This is a genomic window from Terrabacter sp. 2YAF2, assembly GCF_052114705.1.
GTDB lineage: Bacteria > Actinomycetota > Actinomycetes > Actinomycetales > Dermatophilaceae > Terrabacter.
Genome location: NZ_JBFRFG010000007.1, coordinates 140076 through 157779, shown reverse-complemented (window position 1 = coordinate 157779; position 17704 = coordinate 140076). Strand labels below are relative to the sequence as shown.

16 protein-coding genes are annotated in these 17704 nt (G+C 71.6%); 12 read left to right on the top strand and 4 right to left on the bottom strand.

Going from position 1 to position 17704, the window contains the following annotated elements; all coding sequences use genetic code 11:
* Positions 1-179 precede the first annotated feature (179 nt).
* The 9 genes from AB4030_RS10995 to AB4030_RS10955 all read left to right on the top strand — a co-directional run bounded on the left by AB4030_RS10995 (position 180) and on the right by AB4030_RS10955 (position 10585).
* The gene (locus AB4030_RS10995) at positions 180-956 is read left to right on the top strand and encodes a maleylpyruvate isomerase N-terminal domain-containing protein (RefSeq protein WP_442279261.1); all 777 of its coding nucleotides are present in this window, start codon (positions 180-182) and stop codon (positions 954-956) included.
* An 83-nt stretch (positions 957-1039) separates the two neighbouring features.
* A complete protein-coding gene (locus AB4030_RS10990; protein WP_442279260.1) occupies positions 1040-2335 on the top strand; it encodes a lactate 2-monooxygenase in 1296 nt (431 codons plus the stop codon).
* A gap of 103 nt (positions 2336-2438) precedes the next feature.
* On the top strand, positions 2439-3191 hold the full coding sequence (locus tag AB4030_RS10985; RefSeq protein WP_442279259.1) for an SAM-dependent methyltransferase: 753 nt from the start codon (positions 2439-2441) through the stop codon (positions 3189-3191).
* Entirely contained in the window at positions 3188-3673 is a 486-nt protein-coding gene (locus tag AB4030_RS10980; protein WP_442279258.1) for a nucleoside deaminase, read from the top strand. The genes AB4030_RS10985 and AB4030_RS10980 overlap by 4 nt, the downstream gene beginning before the upstream one ends.
* Before the next feature lie 270 nt (positions 3674-3943).
* A complete protein-coding gene (locus AB4030_RS10975) occupies positions 3944-4246 on the top strand; it encodes a hypothetical protein (protein ID WP_442279257.1) in 303 nt (100 codons plus the stop codon).
* A gap of 403 nt (positions 4247-4649) precedes the next feature.
* Positions 4650-5588: a DUF559 domain-containing protein gene (locus AB4030_RS10970; RefSeq protein ID WP_442279256.1), complete on the top strand. Its 939-nt coding sequence runs from the start codon at positions 4650-4652 to the stop codon at positions 5586-5588.
* A gap of 398 nt (positions 5589-5986) precedes the next feature.
* Positions 5987-8605 (top strand): ATP-dependent Clp protease ATP-binding subunit, encoded by a 2619-nt coding sequence (locus tag AB4030_RS10965; RefSeq protein ID WP_442279255.1) that lies wholly within the window; start codon positions 5987-5989, stop codon positions 8603-8605.
* A gap of 169 nt (positions 8606-8774) precedes the next feature.
* On the top strand, positions 8775-10082 hold the full coding sequence (locus tag AB4030_RS10960) for an LCP family protein (RefSeq protein WP_442279254.1): 1308 nt from the start codon (positions 8775-8777) through the stop codon (positions 10080-10082).
* Complete coding sequence (locus AB4030_RS10955; protein ID WP_442279253.1) at positions 10079-10585, top strand: amino-acid N-acetyltransferase; 507 nt, start codon at positions 10079-10081, stop codon at positions 10583-10585. The genes AB4030_RS10960 and AB4030_RS10955 overlap by 4 nt, the downstream gene beginning before the upstream one ends.
* Before the next feature lie 7 nt (positions 10586-10592).
* Here the strand turns inward: AB4030_RS10955 and AB4030_RS10950 are convergent, their stop codons facing one another.
* Entirely contained in the window at positions 10593-11486 is an 894-nt protein-coding gene (locus AB4030_RS10950; RefSeq protein ID WP_442279252.1) for a LysR family transcriptional regulator, read from the bottom strand.
* An 86-nt stretch (positions 11487-11572) separates the two neighbouring features.
* Here AB4030_RS10950 and AB4030_RS10945 point away from each other — a divergent pair, with 86 nt between their 5' ends.
* The gene (locus tag AB4030_RS10945) at positions 11573-12820 is read left to right on the top strand and encodes an MFS transporter (protein WP_442279251.1); all 1248 of its coding nucleotides are present in this window, start codon (positions 11573-11575) and stop codon (positions 12818-12820) included.
* 61 nt (positions 12821-12881) lie between these two features.
* Here AB4030_RS10945 and AB4030_RS10940 read toward each other — a convergent pair whose 3' ends face one another.
* From AB4030_RS10940 to AB4030_RS10930, 3 genes are read right to left on the bottom strand one after another with little or no spacing between them, the layout of a single operon-like run.
* A complete protein-coding gene (locus AB4030_RS10940; protein ID WP_442279250.1) occupies positions 12882-13826 on the bottom strand; it encodes an ABC transporter ATP-binding protein in 945 nt (314 codons plus the stop codon).
* Positions 13823-14632, bottom strand: coding sequence for an ABC transporter permease (locus AB4030_RS10935; RefSeq protein WP_442279249.1), 810 nt, complete (start codon positions 14630-14632; stop codon positions 13823-13825). The genes AB4030_RS10940 and AB4030_RS10935 overlap by 4 nt, the downstream gene beginning before the upstream one ends.
* A 1-nt stretch (position 14633) precedes the next feature.
* Positions 14634-15506: an ABC transporter permease gene (locus tag AB4030_RS10930; RefSeq protein WP_442279248.1), complete on the bottom strand. Its 873-nt coding sequence runs from the start codon at positions 15504-15506 to the stop codon at positions 14634-14636.
* Here AB4030_RS10930 and AB4030_RS10925 point away from each other — a divergent pair, their 5' ends adjacent.
* Together AB4030_RS10925 and AB4030_RS10920 are read left to right on the top strand one after the other, a co-directional pair.
* A complete protein-coding gene (locus AB4030_RS10925; protein WP_442279247.1) occupies positions 15507-16064 on the top strand; it encodes a gluconokinase in 558 nt (185 codons plus the stop codon).
* A complete protein-coding gene (locus tag AB4030_RS10920; protein WP_442279246.1) occupies positions 16061-17704 on the top strand; it encodes a GntT/GntP/DsdX family permease in 1644 nt (547 codons plus the stop codon). The genes AB4030_RS10925 and AB4030_RS10920 overlap by 4 nt, the downstream gene beginning before the upstream one ends.

The following is a 17704-nucleotide window of genomic DNA, read 5'->3' as shown; positions in this document are numbered from 1 at the left end:
GGGCCTCCGGGTGGTGCTCGGGATGTCGCTCGGGTGACGGCGGCGGACGGTGGTGACCGTCTCGCCGGGCAAATCTACCGCCGACCCGAGCCGTTGCCAGCCCGCCACCTGCTCGCCACGCCCCGTGCACGCGTCCCCGGCTCGCGCCAGCGGCCGACGGATGGGGCAGACTCGCTGCCATGGCGACCCCCGGACCACTGGGCCTGACGCTCGACGCGCTCGGCGAGGCCCTCGGGGCAGCGTCGACGGTGCTGCGCGCCAACGCGATGGCTGCCGGGCTCGACGCTCCGGTCCCCACGTGCCCCGACTGGACGATGCTCGACCTCGTCGCCCACCAGGGCATGGTCCACCGCTGGGCCGCGAGCCACCTGCGCGGAGAGCCGATCGACCCGCCCGAACCGCTCGGGCGCGAGTCGGCCGACGTCCTCGGCTGGTTCGACGACGGCGCGACCGCGCTCCTGCAGGCCATCGTCGACGCGCCGGACCACCTGGACGCGCTCGTCTTCCTCGAGGGCGCACCCGCACCGCGGCTGTTCTGGGCTCGGCGGCAGTGCCACGAGACGACGATCCACGCCGTCGACGCGCTCGGGGCCAGGCTCGGGCGGCCGGCGCGCGCCGACGAGACGTGGATCAAGCCGGCCGTCGCGCTCGACGGCATCGACGAGCTGCTCGTCGGCTTCGTCACCCGGCGGAGGAAGGGCGCGTCGCCCGACTCCCCCACCCGGCTGCTCGTGCGCCCCGACGAGGCGGACGTCGCATGGCTCGTCGACCTCGCGCCGGGTCGGCCGACCTCCACCCGGCGGGTCGGACCCGCCTCCCCCGAGGCGGCCGGCGCCGACCACGCCCTCACCGGCGACCCGGTCGACCTCTACCTGCGCCTGTGGAGCCGCAGCGCCGCCGAGCCGGCCGACGAGCTCGAGCGCTGGTGGCGCGACACGATCTCCGTCACCTGGTGATCCCGGACGCCCTCCGTAGCAGGATGTGCGCAGCACCCGACCGCACCGCCGCGGGCGGGGTTCGCGCGACCAGAGGAGCTCGTATGCCGCCCGAGAGCATCGGCCGGACCGTGCAGTCCGCCATCTACCGGGCGGGCGCCTTCGGCCGCCGGCCGGCCGTACCCACGGACGGCACGCAGCTCGAGTCGGCAGCCCGCAAGGTCATGTCCAAGCGCGGATTCGCCTACGTCGCAGGCTCGGCCGGCTCGGAGGCGAGCGCCGAAGCCAACGTGGCGGCGTTCTCCCGGTGGCGGGTCGTGCCACGGATGCTCGTCGACACGACCGAGCGCGACACGTCCGTCGAGCTCTTCGGCCGCCGACACGAGAGTCCGCTCCTCGCCGCGCCGGTCGGCGTGCTGTCGATGGCGGACGACGAGGCCGACCTCGCCGTGGCGCGGGGCGCCCGCGAGCAGGCTGTCACTCCGATCCTCAGCACCCAGGCCTCGGTGTCGATGGAGGAGGTCGCCCGCACCCTGGGTGGCTCGGGGCACTGGTACCAGCTCTACTGGAGCAGCAACGACCACCTCGTCGAGAGCCTCGTCTCGCGGGCCGAGGCGTGCGGCAGCGAGGCCCTCGTCGTCACGCTCGACACGGCATACCTCGGCTGGCGTCCACGCGACCTCGACCTCGGGCACCTGCCGTTCGCCCGCGGCGAGGGCATCGCCCAGTACACGTCCGACCCCGTCTTCCGGCGGCTCGTGGCCGAGCGCGTCGCGAGCGCGGGGGGCGCCACGCCGACGCCCCGCCCGCGTCCGACCCCGGCCGCCGTCGCCACCCTGCTGTCGATGTCGCGCAACCACCCGGGAGGCACGCGCCGCAACCTCACCGCGCCCGAGCCGCGCGCCGCAGTGGAGACGTTCCTCGACGTCTTCAGCCGACCGTCCCTGACCTGGGACGACCTGCCGCGGCTGCGCTCGCTGACGAGCCTGCCCATCGTGCTCAAGGGGATCCTGCACCCCGAGGACGCGCGTCGCGCCGTCGATGCCGGAGTCGACGGGGTCTACGTCTCGAACCACGGCGGTCGCCAGGTCGACCGGTCGATCGCGGCGCTCGACGCCCTACCCGGCGTCGTCGAGGCGGTGCGCGGGACGGGGTCGAGCGCGCCTGTCATCTTCGACAGCGGGATCCGTTGCGGGGCAGACGTCTTCATCGCGCTGGCACTGGGGGCAACGGCCGTCGGCATCGGTCGGCCGCACGTCTATGGCCTCGCCCTCGCCGGGGCCGTGGGCGTGTCCGAGGTCCTGCGCAACCTCCGCGCCGAGCTCGACCTCCAGCTGGCGCTCTCCGGGTGCACCTCGCTCGCCGACCTCACCCCGGACCGGCTCGTGCGCGCCGACTGACCCGGTCGAGCAGAGCGACGCACGGCACGACGCACGGCTCTCCCGGCGACTCGACCCATGGAACGGGTCGACGCCGTCCGGGCTCGTCCCGGAGGATCGGGGCATGCCTGCCCTCGACCACCTGAGCCGCGACGCCTTCCCCAAGTCCTCGAAGTACGACGCCAAGTGGCTCGTCGACCTCGACATGGGCCCGCACCCGCTGTGGCTGCTCGAGGACCTCGCCGCCGACCTCGACCTGCGCCCCGGCATGCGCGTGCTCGACCTCGGCTCGGGTCTCGGCGCGACGTCCGTCTTCCTCGCCAAGGAGTACGGCGTCCACGTCATCGCCGCCGACCTGTGGGTGGACCCGACCGCCGCCGCGGGGGTCTTCCGCAAGGAGGGCGTGGAGGACCGGGTCCTGCCGATGCGGGTCGACGCGCACGCGCTCCCCTTCGGCCGTGGCTCGTTCGACGCCATCGTCAGCATCGACGCGTGGGAGTACTTCGGCACCGGCGACCACTACCCGCCGTACCTCGCCACGTTCCTCAAGCCCGGCGGCCAGCTCGGCGTCGCGACGCCCGCCCTCACCACGGAGGTGCGCGAGCTCGGCGAGATCCCCGAGCACATCGACCGCGTCGTCGGAGCCGAGTCGGCCGCGTGGCACACCGCCGAGTGGCTGCGCAGCCAGTGGGAGTTCAGCCGGGCATTCCTGACCGTCACCGCCCGCAACCAGGCGGACGCGTGCGCCAACTGGCTGCTCTGGGAGCGCGCCGTCATGGAGCTCAAGGGACAGCCCACGTCGGCGGTGCAGGGCATGCTCGAGGCCGACGGCGGCGCCTTCGTCACCTTCGCCCTCGTCACGGGGAGAGTCGGGTGACCATCGATGCCACCGACCTCGGCCACCTCCGCCGGGCCGTCGAGCTCGCGCGCCTGGCGCTCGAGCGCGGCGACGAGCCCTTCGGGTCAGTGCTCGTCGCCGGGAACGGCGAGGTGCTCTTCGAGGACCACAACCACGTCGTCGCGCTCGACGCGACGCAGCACCCGGAGCTCGCCATCGCCCGCTGGGCCGGCGCCCACCTCACAGCCCCCGAGCGCGCCGTCGCGACCGTCTATACCTCGGGCGAGCACTGCCCGATGTGCTCGGCCGCGCACGGCTGGGTGGGGCTGGGTCGCATCGTGTATGCCGTGAGCTCGGCCCAGCTGGGCGCGTGGCGGTCCGCGTGGGGTGCGCCGGCCCCATCGGTCGCGCCGCTCTCGATCCGCGAGGTCGTGCCGGGTGCGATCGTCGACGGTCCCGCTCCCCAATTCGAGGACGAGGTCCGCGACCTGCACCGTCGCTTCGCCGCAGCTAACCGCTGACCGGCCCGCCCGGTCACCCGGTCGCCCGGTCGCGACCACCACAACTCCGCCCGGGCGGACCTGGAGAAGCGATCCGACCCAACCCGACCACCACAACTCCGCCCGGGCGGACCTGGAGAAGCGATCCGACCCAACCCGACCACCACAACTCCGCCCGGGCGGACCTGAAGAAGCGATCCGACCCACCCCGACCACCACAACTCCGCCCGGGCGGAGTGTGTGCGGGGCGGGGCGTTGTGGTGCCTCGAGCGCTGGTCGGACAATGACGGGATGGCGACCCGTGTGCTTGTGACGCTGTCCGGAGAGTCCGACCCAGAGCATGTCGTCCGCGCCCTGCGCGACCTCGGGCCCGTGAGGGTCCAGGCGCCCGCCCCGGACCTGCCCGGGGTGGCCGTGGCCGAGGTCGACGACGACGCCGTCGAGTCCTTCGTCCACGATGCCCGCTCCATCGAGGGCGTGTCCGTGGCCGAGATCGACACGCTGAGCCACACCCAGCCTGCCGAGCCGGAACCCCCGACGCCCGGCTCGCTGGGCCGCCCGGACCTCTCCGTCGGCTGGAGCTCCACCTCCTAGCGGGGCCCTTCGGCCCAGGCGTCCCGGGAGCGCTCGCGGAGCGTGAGCGCGCCGAGGAAGGGGTCTGCCGCGGAGGGCCCACCGAGAGGTCGTGGCACCGCGCGAGGGTGAGAGCGACTACCCCACCCCGACGAGGAGGTTGCGGCTGCGCCACGCCGTAGCGGCCCGCGACCGGGGCCCCGCGACGGACCAAGGGCGTATGCCAGCCGGCGGGCTTCGCGTTTCCCTCCCGCTCGCGGGTCCCTCGGCTCGACCACCACAACTCCGCCTGGGCGGAGAAGACCCGGCCGGGAGCGCGCTGGCGACCGCCACAACTCCGCCCGGGCGGGGAAACGGCGCCGACGGTTTCGGCGGCTGTGGATGGAGGGCGCGGAGGACATGCCTCGTGGCGCAGAGTGACGGCATGACACCAGCGGCCAGCCCCGGCAACGGCCGTCCCTTCCTGCGCACCACGAGCGGAGAGGATGAGCTGAGCGTCTGGCGCTTCCGTCGAGCGCATCGCGCGCTGTATCGCGGCGTCTACGTCAGCGCCGAGACCCCCGTGACGCACCGGCTCCTCGCGGAGGCCGCCCTGCTGCTGGCCGAGCCGGGCAGCTACCTCTCCCACCACACGGCAGCGCAGCTGTGGGGCGGCACGGTTCCGGACCATGCAGACGTCCACGTGACGTATCCGAGGATGCGCGCCCAGTGCTTCGGCATCGCCGCCCATCGACCCAAGGCCCGGCAGCACGTCGTTCGGTGGATGGGCCTTCCCGTCACCGGACCGGCCCAGACCTTCTTGGACCTGAGCCACGTCCTCGGGCTCGTCGATCTCGTGGCGCTCGGAGACTCCCTGGTGCGGAAGAAGCGTTTCACGCCCGACGAGCTGGTCGCCCTCGCCGAGAAGCACCGCGGCCCGTACTCGAGACTCGCCCGGCGAGCGGCAAGGCTGGTGCGTGCCGGCGTCGACTCGCCGATGGAGACCAAGCTTCGTCTGCTCATCGTCCTCGCCGGGCTGCCCGAGCCGGAGGTGGATCACCGAGTCCACGACGACATCGGGAGGCTCCTGCGCCGCTATGACCTCTCGTACCTCGAGTGGCGGCTCATCATCGAGTACGACGGCCGCCAGCATGCGGAGTCCGAGGAGCAGTGGCACCACGACATCGACCGGGACGAGCAGCTCGACGACTGCGAGCTGAGGCGCCTGGTCATGGTCTCGAAGGACATCCATCGCACTCCGGCGCGAACGCTCACCCGCATCGTGCGCGCCATGACACGACAGGGCATGACGGTGCCGCCGCTCACGGACGAGTGGCGGCGTCACTTCCCGAGCCGGCCGGGCGACGTCGCGCTTCCGGCCTAGCGTTCCCGGGCCCGGGAACGGGGCACGCGACCGCAGCAACTCCGCCCCGGCGGAGAAACCACCACCGAAACCGGCCCCACCACCACCACAACTCCGCCCCGGCGGAGAAACCACCACCGAAACCCGCCCCACCACCACCACAACTCCGCCACGGCGGAGAAGCCGGCAGGAGAGGGCCGCGCGGTGGCGGCGGATGCGCGGCGGGTACGTCACGGCATACGCAAAAGAACGACGGGCGACGAGCTGTCTGTCCGCTCACGGCGAACAGAGGCGGAACCTGAGCCGATCACGCTCAGGATGGGGAACAGGACACGCATGCCTCGCGTTGGTCGGGGTGTGCTCGTCCACAGCGGGCACGGATAGCATCGAGATGTCTCTCGATCAGTCAGGAGAAGAACATGTTCGAACGGTTCACCGACAGGGCCCGAAGGGTGGTTGTCCTCGCGCAGGAGGAAGCACGCCTGCTCAACCACAACTACATCGGGACCGAGCACATCCTCCTGGGTCTGATCCACGAAGGCGAAGGCGTCGCCGCGAAGGCCCTCGAATCGCTCGACATCTCGCTCGAAGCGGTCCGGGCCCAGGTCCAGGAGATCATCGGCCAGGGGCAGCAGGCCCCGACCGGCCACATTCCCTTCACGCCGCGCGCGAAGAAGGTTCTCGAGTACTCGTTGCGCGAGGCACTCCAGCTCGGCCACAGCTACATCGGCACCGAGCACATCCTGCTCGGCCTGATCCGCGAGGGTGAGGGCGTCGCCGCCCAGGTTCTCGTCAAGCTCGGCGCGGAGCTCAACAAGGTCCGCCAGCAGGTCATCCAGCTGCTCTCGGGCTACCAGGGTGGCCAGAGCGGCGAGAAGGCCGGCGCCGGCGTCGGCCCCGGCCAGACCGAGGGCACGCCCGCGGGCTCCCTCGTGCTCGACCAGTTCGGTCGCAACCTCACGCAGGCTGCCCGCGAGGGCAAGCTCGACCCGGTCATCGGACGTGAGAAAGAGATCGAGCGGGTCATGCAGGTGCTGTCCCGCCGCACGAAGAACAACCCCGTCCTCATCGGCGAGCCCGGCGTCGGCAAGACCGCCGTCGTCGAGGGCCTCGCCCAGGACATCGTCAAGGGCGAGGTGCCCGAGACGCTCAAGGACAAGCAGCTCTACACCCTCGACCTGGGCTCGCTCGTGGCCGGCAGCCGCTACCGCGGCGACTTCGAGGAGCGGCTGAAGAAGGTCCTCAAGGAGATCCGCACCCGCGGCGACATCATCATCTTCATCGACGAGATCCACACGCTCGTCGGTGCGGGTGCCGCCGAGGGCGCCATCGACGCCGCCTCGATCCTCAAGCCGATGCTCGCCCGTGGTGAGCTGCAGACGATCGGCGCGACGACGCTCGACGAGTACCGCAAGCACATCGAGAAGGACTCCGCCCTCGAGAGGCGCTTCCAGCCGATCCAGGTGATGGAGCCGACGCTCCCGCACACGATCGAGATCCTCAAGGGGCTGCGTGACCGCTACGAGGCCCACCACCGCGTGACGATCACCGACTCGGCGCTCGTCGCGGCGGCCAACATGGCCGACCGCTACGTCAACGACCGCTTTCTGCCCGACAAGGCGATCGACCTCATCGACGAGGCCGGCGCGCGACTGCGCATCCGCCGGATGACGGCCCCGCCGGACCTTCGCGAGTTCGACGAGAAGATCGCCGCGCTCGTGCGCGAGAAGGAGTCCGCCATCGACGGCCAGGACTTCGAGCGCGCGGCCCGCGTCCGCGACGACGAGAAGCGCCTGCGCCAGGAGAAGGCCGCCCGTGAGGCCCAGTGGAAGTCGGGCGACATGGACATCGTGGCCGAGGTCGACGAGGAGCTCATCGCCGAGGTCCTCGCGGCCAGCACCGGCATCCCGGTGTTCAAGCTGACCGAGGAGGAGAGCAGCCGCCTGCTCCACATGGAGGACGAGCTGCACAAGCGGATCGTCGGAATGAACGACGCCGTCAAGGCCCTCTCGCAGGCGATCCGTCGCACGCGCGCCGGCCTGAAGGACCCCCGTCGTCCCGGTGGCTCGTTCATCTTCGCCGGCCCCACCGGTGTCGGTAAGACCGAGCTCGCCAAGACCCTCGCCGAGTTCCTCTTCGGCAGCGAGGACGCGCTGATCCAGCTCGACATGTCCGAGTACTCCGAGAAGCACACGGTGAGCCGGCTCTTCGGCTCGCCTCCCGGCTACGTCGGCTACGAGGAGGGCGGACAGCTCACCGAGAAGGTGCGCCGCAAGCCGTTCTCCGTCGTGCTCTTCGACGAGGTCGAGAAGGCCCACCCGGAGATCTTCAACTCGCTGCTGCAGGTGCTCGAGGACGGCCGCCTCACCGACTCCCAGGGTCGGATGGTCGACTTCAAGAACACCGTCATCATCATGACGACCAACCTCGGCACGAGGGACATCTCCAAGACCTCCCTCGGCTTCTCCGCCGGGCCTGACACCCTGTCGGACTACGAGCGGATGAAGGCCAAGGTCACCGACGAGCTCAAGCAGCACTTCCGGCCCGAGTTCCTCAACCGCGTCGACGACACCATCGTGTTCCCGCACCTCAACCGCGCGGAGATCACGCAGATCGTCGACCTCGAGATCGCCAAGCTCGACAAGCGGCTCAAGGACAAGGACATGGGCATCGAGCTCACGCCCGCGGCCAAGGACCTGCTCGCCAAGAAGGGCTACGACCCCGTGCTCGGTGCGCGCCCGCTGCGCCGCACCATCCAGCGCGAGATCGAGGACGCCCTGTCGGAGAAGATCCTCTTCGCCGAGTTCACGTCGGGTCAGTACATCAAGATCGACACCGAGGGCGAGGGCAAGGAGGAGAAGTTCACCTTCTCCGACATGGCCCACCCGGACGCCGCGCACCGTCCGGCCGACGACCTGCCGGAGCTTCCCGAGGGCGCGGCCCTCGACGAGGCGCTCGGGGTCAACATCGTGGCCGGGCCGCCGGTGCCCGACGACCAGGTCTACCCCGACGCCGGGCTGTCCGGCACGGAGCGCTGACCCGGACGAAGCGCTGACCGCTCGACCGACCGAAGGGGCCGGGGACACGACGTCCCCGGCCCCTTCGACGTCCCTCCCCTCGAGGGCGGGCGTATGCCGGGACGCCGGGCAGGAGCGCCCGCCCGGACGGGCTCCCGCGCCGTCCGAGGTGGTCGTCTACCGTGGGCCCGTGACCTCCGACGACCGCCCCGACGACCACGTGCACCCACCGGCCGGCGCGTCAGACGCCGGTCGGCGGCCCCGTCGCCAGACCGGTCGCCGGGCCGGTCGCCAGGCCGGTCGCCGAGTCCGCCTCCGGGCCACCGGTGGTGCGCTCCTGGTGACGGCGGCCGTCGCCGTCGCGCTCTCGGCCTGCACCTCGCAGTCGCCGCCACCGTCGGGATCCTCCACGTCCACCACGGCCTCCGCGGGCACGTCAGGGAGCGCCGCCCCGTCCTCCGCAACCGCGTCGGGCGTTCGGGTGAGCGGCGCGCCGGCTTCGCTGGCCGCGCTCGTCTCGGCCGTGTATGCCGGAGGCGACCTCACGCATACGTCGTCCCCCACCGCAGCCGCGGCGCTCAAGGCCCGCAAGCCGACCACCGGCCCGGTGACCGCCACCGCCAAGGTGGGGTCGTGGATGGGCGCGCCCGTCGCCGTCGTGACCACGGGCCAGGACGTGACCCTCGCCGTCGGGCCGACGTGGAAGGTCGTCGGCGGCTGGTGGCCCTCCCTGGGTGTCGCGACGCCGAGTCTCGGCAAGGGTGGGCCACGGTGGGTGCTCGGCATCGGGTCCGATGCGCGCCCGGGTGAGGACCTGAGCCACACCCGTGCCGACAGCCTCCAGGTGGTCGGGTCCGACGGGCGCGGGGGCGGCGGCGTCATGGGCGTTGCCCGCGACTCGTGGGTTCCGCTCGCCACGGGAGGCAAGGGCAAGATCAACTCGGCGATGGTCTTCGGCGGCCCCCAGGCCGAGCTCGATACGGTCCGCTCCGCGACCGGGCTGCCGATCGAGGGCTACGTCGTCATCGGCTTCACCGGCTTCACCCAGGTCGTCGACGAGCAGGGCGGCATCCCGATCGCCGTCCCGCAGACGGTCAACGCCTCGCACGCCGGCATCATCATCAAGGCCGGCCCACAGCGCCTCACCGGCACCCAGGCCCTCGCCTACGCGCGAGAGCGCCACACGCTGCCCGACGGCGACTTCGGACGCTCACGCCACCAGGGTGAGCTGATCCTCGCCGTCGGCATCAAGGCCCGGCTGGCCGGACCGATCGCGATCCCCGGTGTGCTGTCGAGCGCGAGCACGGTCGTCAAGACCAACCTGTCGGCCGAGCAGGTGCTCACGTATGTCGCCGGCCTCGAGCGGCTCAACCCGACGAGGATCGGGCACGGCGTCGCCAAGGGGCCGACCGGGTGGGCCGGCCAGCAGTCGATCGTCGTGCTCGGCGCCGAGGCCCAACGCCTGTTCGCCGACTTCCGTGACGGGAACCTGTCGTGAGCGGCGGCACCCCCGTGATCCGGCGCGCCCGCACGGCCGACGTCCGTGCCATCCGCGCCCTCGTGGCCCCGCTCGCCGAGCGCCGGGTGCTCGTCAGCAAGGAGGCAGTGACCTACTTCGAGAGCCTCCAGGAGTTCCGGGTCGCCGACCTCGACGGACGGGTCGTCGGCTGCGGGGCCCTGCACGTCATGTGGGAGGACCTCGCCGAGATCCGCACCCTCGCCGTCGCGCCCGACCAGCTCGGCACCGGCCTCGGCGGTCGCCTGCTCGAGACGCTGGTCGAGGACGCGCGCCAGATCGGCGTCGAGCGGCTGTTCTGCCTGACGTTCGAGACGGACTTCTTCGTCCGGCACGGGTTCGAGGTCATCGAGGGCCAGGCCGTGCCGATGGACGTCTATGCCGAGCTGCTGCGCTCCTACGACGAGGGCGTCGCCGAGTTCCTCGACCTCGAGCGCGTCAAACCCAACACGTTGGGCAACACCCGGATGCTCCGCACCCTCTGACCGGCGGTCAGCCGGGCGGAGGGAGGTGACGGGCGAGGTGCGCCAGCAGCGCATCCACCGCTGGGGATCGGCCCTCCCGGCGGGCGATGACCGACAGCTCCCATACGGGGTGGTCGACGAGCGGCACGACGACCACGCCCTCGCCGTGTGCCTCGGCTGCCGTCTGCTCCGGGACGACGGCGACACCCAGGCCCGCCGCGACGTAGGCGGGCACCGTCGACAGGTCCGGCACCTCGAGGGTGACTCGACGCCGCATCCCCGCCGCGCGTAGCCAGTCGTCCACGACCTTGCGGTTGCCGAACCCGACCGGCATCTCGACAAAGTCGTCGTCGAGGAGCTCGTCGAACCGGACCGAGGCGTGGGCCGACAGGGCGTGGCCCGTCGGCAGGAGGACGACGAATGCCTGACGCCTCAACACCTGGACGTGGACTCCGGTGAGATCGTCGAGCGCGAGACCGCAGAAGGCGACGTCGACCCGTGAGCGGCGCACGTCGTCGACGAGGCCCGTGGAGCCGCGCGGGGACGTCCGCATCGACAGCTCGACCCCGGGGTTCGTCCGGTGGAAGGCGCCGAAGACCGCGGGCAGTCCCAGCGACTCGAGGTTGGTGAGCATCCCGACACGGAGCGACCCGGTCACGGTGCCGGTGGCCCGGGCCCCGACGCGGCGCATCTCCCCGACGGCCTCGAGCGCCGTGCGGGCCCGTGGCAGCAGATCGCTGCCGGCCCTCGTCAGCGCAACGTGGCGGGTCGAGCGGATGAACAGTGCGGTCCCGACCTCGCGCTCGAGCACCGCGACGCCCGACGAGACGGTCGACTGGACCGCTCGGAGCCGCTCGGCGGCCCGGGTGAAGCTCAGCTCCTCGGCGACCGCGACGAAGTACTCGAGATGCCTGGTGTCCACGGACTCATCATTCACCGGCTTCATCGCTGAATGCGACTGAGAATGCGCGTTGGACATGGTCAATACTTCTGCCGCACGCTGGATGCATGACGACGACCAGCCAGCGTCCCGCGCGCACCCACCACGACGAGGCCTCCCGGGCGCGCCACCGTCGCGGCTTCTGGGTCGTCGTCGCTGCGTTCACCGTGCTCATGGCCTTCACTACGCTGCCCACGCCGCTCTACCCCCTCTACCAGCAGCTCGACGGCTTCCCGACGTTCGTCATCACGCTGATCTTCGCGGCCTACGGTCTCGGCGTCATGAGCGGCCTCTACCTCGCCGGCCACGTCAGCGACTACCTCGGCCGGCGCCGCGTGCTCCTGGCGGCCACCGCGGTGGAGCTCGTCAGCGCCGTGATGTTCGTCCTGCTCCAGGACACGGCGAGCCTGCTCGTGGCCCGGTTCCTCTGCGGCCTCGGGATCGGCGCCGTGACCGCGACCGCGACCGCGCACCTCGCCGAGCTGCACGCCGTCGGCCGCCCCGAGGCCGACGGCCGCTTCGCCTCGGTCACCGCGGGCGCCGTCAACACCGGCGGCCTCGCCCTCGGACCGCTCGTCGCCGGGCTGCTGACGCAGTTCCTCCCCCACCCCCTGACCGTGCCGTATGCCGTGTGGGTCGTCCTGCTCGTGCTGGCCTTCGGGGCGCTGCTGGTCGCCCCCGAGACCGTGGACCGGCCGGCCGAGCGCCCGGCGTATCGTCCGCAGCGCGTCAGCGTGGAGCCGGCCGCGCGACCGCACTTCTCGGCCGCCGCGGTGGCTGCCGGGGCCGCCTTCTCGGTGCTCGGCGTCTTCACCTCGCTGACGGCCAGCTTCGTCGGCGGCACGCTCGGGCTGCACTCCCGGCTGCTCACCGGCGCCCTCGTCTTCGGCGTCATCGGGGCGTCCGCGCTCTCGCAGATCGTGCTGGGGTCCCGGGAGGTGGCCGACCGGCTGCGGGCGGGCATGGCCGCCATGTCGGTCGGGCTCGTCCTCGTCGCCGTCGGTGCCTGGACCACCTCGCTCCCGCTGTTCGCTGTCGCCGGCATCCTCGCCGGGGCGGGGGTGGGCCTCGTCTTCAACGTCGCGATCACCACCGCTGCGACCGTGTCCTCTTCCGAGCACCGTGGCGAGACGCTGGCCGGGATGTTCCTGGCTGCCTACGCGGGGATCACCGTGCCCGTCGTCGGTGCGGGGGTCGCAGTGACGTTCTTCCCCGCCCAGGCGGTGCTGGTGGTCTTCGCCGGCGTCGTCCTCGTCGCCGTCCTCGTCTCGACCAGGCGACTGCTCGCCCGATCGACCCCGTCGCGCTCGACCTGACCCCACGGCATACGACCGGGGGCCCCGCGAGGTCAGCCCCCACGCGACGGGGGCGGCTTGGTCAGGTGCGGCTGGAGGCCGCGTAGATACGGCGGACGACGTCCTCGATGTCGGGCTCCTCGATCGTCAGGTCACGCACCTCGTGCCGCGACGAGACGTGGGCGAGCACGGCCGCGACCGTCGTCGACTCGGCGTCGAACGCGAGCCGCTGGCGCAGGCCGTCGGACTCGCTCTGGACGAGGGTCGCGCCGGGCACGTCGTCCAGGTCGGCCGTCGGAGCGGCGAGGTCGATGACGAGGACGCGCTGCGCCCCGACCGTGCCCGCCAACCCCGTCAGGGTGCCGTCGAAGGCGAGCCGCCCGTGGTCGACGACGAGGACCCGGTCGCAGAGCCGCTCGATGTCGCCCATGTCGTGCGTCGTCAGCAGCAGGGTCGTGCCGCGCTCGCGCCGCTCGGCGACGAGGAACTCGCGCAGCCGCTGCTTCGAGAGCACGTCGAGACCGATCGTCGGCTCGTCCAGGATGAGCAGCTCCGGGGAGTGCAGGAGCGCGGCCGCGATCTCGGCCCGCATCCGCTGGCCGAGCGAGAGCGAGCGCACCGGCGTGCCGAGCTGCGGACCCATCTCGAGCTGCTCGACGAGCAGGTCGGTGCGGGCACGGGTCGTCTGGTCGTCGAGGCGGTGGATCGCCCCGAGGATGGCGAACGAGTCGCGCAGCGGGAGGTCCCACCAGAGCTGGGAGCGCTGGCCGAAGACGACACCGACGCGGCGGGCGACCTCGACCCGCTGGCGCATGGGATCCAGCCCACACGTGCGCACGTGCCCCGCGGTCGGCTTGAGGATCCCGGTCAGCATCTTGATCGTCGTCGACTTGCCGGCGCCGTTGGCGCCGATGTAGCCCACCGCCTCACCGGGTGCGACCGAGAAGGTCATCCGGTCGACGGCACTGGTCTTCTTGAACTCGCGCACGAGGTCGCGCGTCTCGATGATGGCGCTGTCGATGCTCATCCGCCGGCTCCTTGGTAGTGACGGGTCCCGAGCCTCCAGCAGAGGCCGGCGATGCCCCAGGCCAGCAGGGCGGCGAGGGGCGTGCACCACGCCAGCCAGTGGGGCGCGAGATGGTCACCCGGCAGGTCGAGGATCGCCACGGCCGGGATGTAGGCGACGAAGGCGGTCGGCACGACGAACGTCCAGAAGATCCGCAGCGGGTCGGGGAAGACCTGCTGGCTCTGCTGGGCGGCATACGACCCGCCGTAGGTGAAGGCGTTGGTGAACTCCGCCCCGTCGACGAGGAAGAACTGCAGGCCGCCCGCGGCGGTGAACAACGCCGAGAAGATCGCGGTGCCGCTGACGACCGTCAGGACGATGAGCGCGACGGTGGCCACCGACCAGTCCATGTCCGCCCTCGTCAGTGCCACGGTGAGCACGACGAGTGCGACGCCGAGGCGCCCGATGCGCCGCAGCGACAGGTCGCTCGTCATGAGCTGGGCGAGCAGCGGGAGCGGGCGGACGTAGAACGCGTCGACCTGGCCGGCCCGGATGTAGCGCGGCAGCTGGTCGAGGTGGCCGACGAACATGTCGGCGAGCGAGAACGCGAGGTTGGAGAGGGCGAAGACGAGCATGGCTGACGTGAAGTCGAGCCCGCCGAGGACGTCGACGTTGTGGAAGATGATCCACACCTCGGCGAACTCCGCCAGGCCGACACCGACGGTGCCGAGGATGTCGGTGACGAACGAGGTGCGGTACTGCATCTGCGCCCGGGCGCGCGAGGCGAGCAGCACCCGGTAGGGCCGCAGCCGGTCGGTCAGCGTCACGTCAGCCACCCTGCACCTCCAGACGACGACGGCCGGCGCGCAGCACGAGCTGCCCCAGGCCGAGCAGCGCGAGCGCCCAGAAGACCTGCACGGCGACCGCGGAGGCGATGTCGGGCCCGACGACACGCCCGGCGAGGATGTCGATGGGGTTCTGCAGCATGGACGGGAACGGCGACCAGTGGGCGACGGTGCGCAGCCAGTCGGGGAACCACGGCACGGGCAGGTAGAGGCCGCAGAGCAGACCACCGGTGATCATCCACAGCAACGTGATGCCGCGGATCTCCACGAGCCAGAACGCGAGCAGGTTGATGACGAAGTTGCCGGCGAACGCGACGACGACCGCCAGCAGCACCGAAAGGGCCCCAGCGGCCCAGCTGACGGCGGACGGCGGGGGCGCCATGTCGAAGAGGAGCGCACCGAGCAGGATCGCCGGCAGGCCGCGACCGATGAGGTTGATGCCCGCACGGCCGAGATCGCCTGCGAGGTAAGCGAGCTGGGGGTCGATCGGCCTCAGGAAGTCGATGGCGATGTCGCCGGTGCGCACGCGGTCCTTGACCTCGGCGAAGCCCCACAGGTTGACCGTGCCGAGCAGCGCCTGGCCCCACCACACGAAGGCGATCGCCGTCGGGGCGTCGTAGCCGCCGATGGAGGTGCCGGCCGAGGCGAGCGCCGCGAGCAGGATCGAGGCTCGGATGAAGCCGAACACGGAGTTGGTCGTCATCCCGGCCAGCAGTGCCAGCCGGTACGTCGAGTGCCTCCTGAAGCCGGCTCTGACGAGCAGCCAGAAGGTCTTCACGACGGTCGGACGGGCGCGGGCACAAAGGGGCACGCTACCGAGGAGCACGGCGCCCGGCAACAGGGGTACGTTCGGCACATGCCGGACGTCGTGGACCACCCACCCTCCTCAAGCCCAGCACCCGACGTCGTGATCGTGATGGGCGTCAGCGGCAGCGGCAAGAGCACCGTCGCCAAGGGCATCTCGACGGTCATGGGGTGGGAGTTCGCCGAGGGCGACGCGTTCCACTCCGAGGCCAACGTCGCCAAGATGCACGGTGGCCAGCCGCTCACCGACGACGACCGCTGGCCCTGGCTCGAGTCCATCGGCGACTGGATCAGCGGCAAGGAGGCCGCCGGCGAGTCCGCCGTCGTCACGTGCTCGGCCCTGCGCCGCGTCTACCGGGACCTGCTGCGCCGGGGACGCCCCCACGTGCGCTTCCTCCACGTCGAGGCCCCCAGTGACGTGATCCAGGACCGCATGGAGCACCGCCCCGGCCACTACATGCCGGCCTCGCTGCTGCCCAGCCAGCTGGCGACCCTCGAGCCCCTCGGCGCCGACGAACCCGGCGTCTCCGTCACCAACGAGGGCACCGCCGCCGAGGTGCTCTCCCGATCCCTGCGCGCACTCGGACTCAGGAAGGACCCCACCGCATGACACTCGCGACCCTGACCACCCTCTCGCCGGGACTGACCCCCGCGGCCACCCGCGTCGCCGTCGAGGCAGCCAAGGAGCCGTATGCCGGTAACGCGCAGCTCGTGCTCGCGTGCCTGCTCGGCATCCTGGCCGTGGTGCTGCTCATCACCGCGGTCAAGCTGCACCCGTTCCTGGCACTCATGCTCGGTTCTGCCGTCCTCGGCGTCGTGGCGACCATGCCCCCCGCCGACATCGTGACCAGCTTCATCGCCGGCTTCGGGTCCACCGCCGGCGCGGTGGGCGTGCTCATCGCCCTCGGAGCCATGATCGGCAAGATGCTCGAGGACTCCGGCGGGGCGAACCGCATCGTCACCACGCTCGTCGGGCGCGTCGGCCCGGGCGGCCTGCCGTGGATGATGGCCGTCATCGCAGCGATCCTGGGCCTTCCGCTCTTCTTCGAGGTCGGCGTGGTCCTGCTCGTGCCCGTCGTGATCCTGGTGGCCCGCAAGACCGGCCTGTCGGTGATGAAGGTCGGCATCCCGGCCCTCGCCGGCCTCTCGGTGCTGCACGGACTCGTGCCGCCGCACCCGGGTCCGCTGACCGCCATCGGGCTGCTCCACGCCGACCTCGGCCGCACGCTGCTCTTCGGGATCATCGTCGCCATCCCCACGGTCATCGTCGCGGGCCCGGTGCTCGCTCGCTTCGTCGACCAGTGGGTGCCCAAGTACGTCGACACCTTCGTCGGCACCCCGGTGTCGGCGGGTGCGGGTGTGTCTGGCGGTGCGGGTGTGTCTGGCGGTGCGGGTGTGTCTGGCGGTGCGGGTGTGGCTGGCGGCGCGGGTGTGTCTGGCGGCGCGGGTGTGTCGGCGGGCGGCGGCCGCACGGCCGTCGCGCACCGCCCGGGCGGCACGTCCTCGCCGTCGCGTGACGCGGGCGGTGGTCGCTACGGCAACCTCGAGGAGCTCGAGGCACCTCTCGAGCCCGGGCGCCGTCGTGTCGGCTTCGGCTCTGCCATCGTGGCGATCACCCTGCCGGTGGCGCTCATGCTCATCGACGCGATCGCGAAGCTGGCCGTGTCCGACAAGGGGAGCGGCGTCCGCCAGGTCTCCGACGTCCTGGGCACCCCCGTCGTGGCGCTGCTCATCGCCGTCATCTTCTGCTACTTCCGGCTCGGACTCGCCTCCGGCATGACCCGGATCCAGGCCAGCGACTCCCTGGGTGCGAGCCTGCCGGGCGTCGCCGGCATCATCCTCATCGTCGCGGCCGGTGGCGGGTTCAAGCAGACGCTCGTCGACGCGGGCGTCGGCAAGGTCATCGCCGACTGGGCCACCGGCGTCAACATGTCGGTGCTCCTGCTCGGCTGGCTCGTCGCCGTGCTGATCCGCCTCGGCACGGGCTCGGCCACCGTTGCGACGATCACCGCGGCGGGCATCGTCGGCCCCCTCGCGACGACGCTGTCGACCAGCCACCTCGCCCTGCTCGTCCTGGCGATCGGCTGCGGCTCGCTCTTCTTCAGCCACGTCAACGACGCCGGCTTCTGGCTCGTCAAGGAGTACTTCGGGCTCACCGTCGGCGAGACGATCAAGTCGTGGTCGGTCATGGAGACCGTCATCTCGGTGGTCGGGTTCGTGCTCGTGATGGCCCTCAGCGTCGTCGTCTGA

Excerpts from the sequence above, each read along its gene's own strand:
- AB4030_RS10995 (WP_442279261.1), top strand. The coding sequence starts at position 180 with ATGGCGACCCCCGGACCACTGGGCCTGACGCTCGACGCGCTCGGCGAG.
- AB4030_RS10990 (WP_442279260.1), top strand. The coding sequence starts at position 1,040 with ATGCCGCCCGAGAGCATCGGCCGGACCGTGCAGTCCGCCATCTACCGG.
- AB4030_RS10985 (WP_442279259.1), top strand. The coding sequence starts at position 2,439 with ATGCCTGCCCTCGACCACCTGAGCCGCGACGCCTTCCCCAAGTCCTCG.
- AB4030_RS10975 (WP_442279257.1), top strand. The coding sequence starts at position 3,944 with ATGGCGACCCGTGTGCTTGTGACGCTGTCCGGAGAGTCCGACCCAGAG.
- AB4030_RS10970 (WP_442279256.1), top strand. The coding sequence starts at position 4,650 with ATGACACCAGCGGCCAGCCCCGGCAACGGCCGTCCCTTCCTGCGCACC.
- AB4030_RS10965 (WP_442279255.1), top strand. The coding sequence starts at position 5,987 with ATGTTCGAACGGTTCACCGACAGGGCCCGAAGGGTGGTTGTCCTCGCG.
- AB4030_RS10945 (WP_442279251.1), top strand. The coding sequence starts at position 11,573 with ATGACGACGACCAGCCAGCGTCCCGCGCGCACCCACCACGACGAGGCC.
- AB4030_RS10940 (WP_442279250.1), bottom strand. The coding sequence starts at position 13,826 with ATGAGCATCGACAGCGCCATCATCGAGACGCGCGACCTCGTGCGCGAG.
- AB4030_RS10925 (WP_442279247.1), top strand. The coding sequence starts at position 15,507 with ATGCCGGACGTCGTGGACCACCCACCCTCCTCAAGCCCAGCACCCGAC.
- AB4030_RS10920 (WP_442279246.1), top strand. The coding sequence starts at position 16,061 with ATGACACTCGCGACCCTGACCACCCTCTCGCCGGGACTGACCCCCGCG.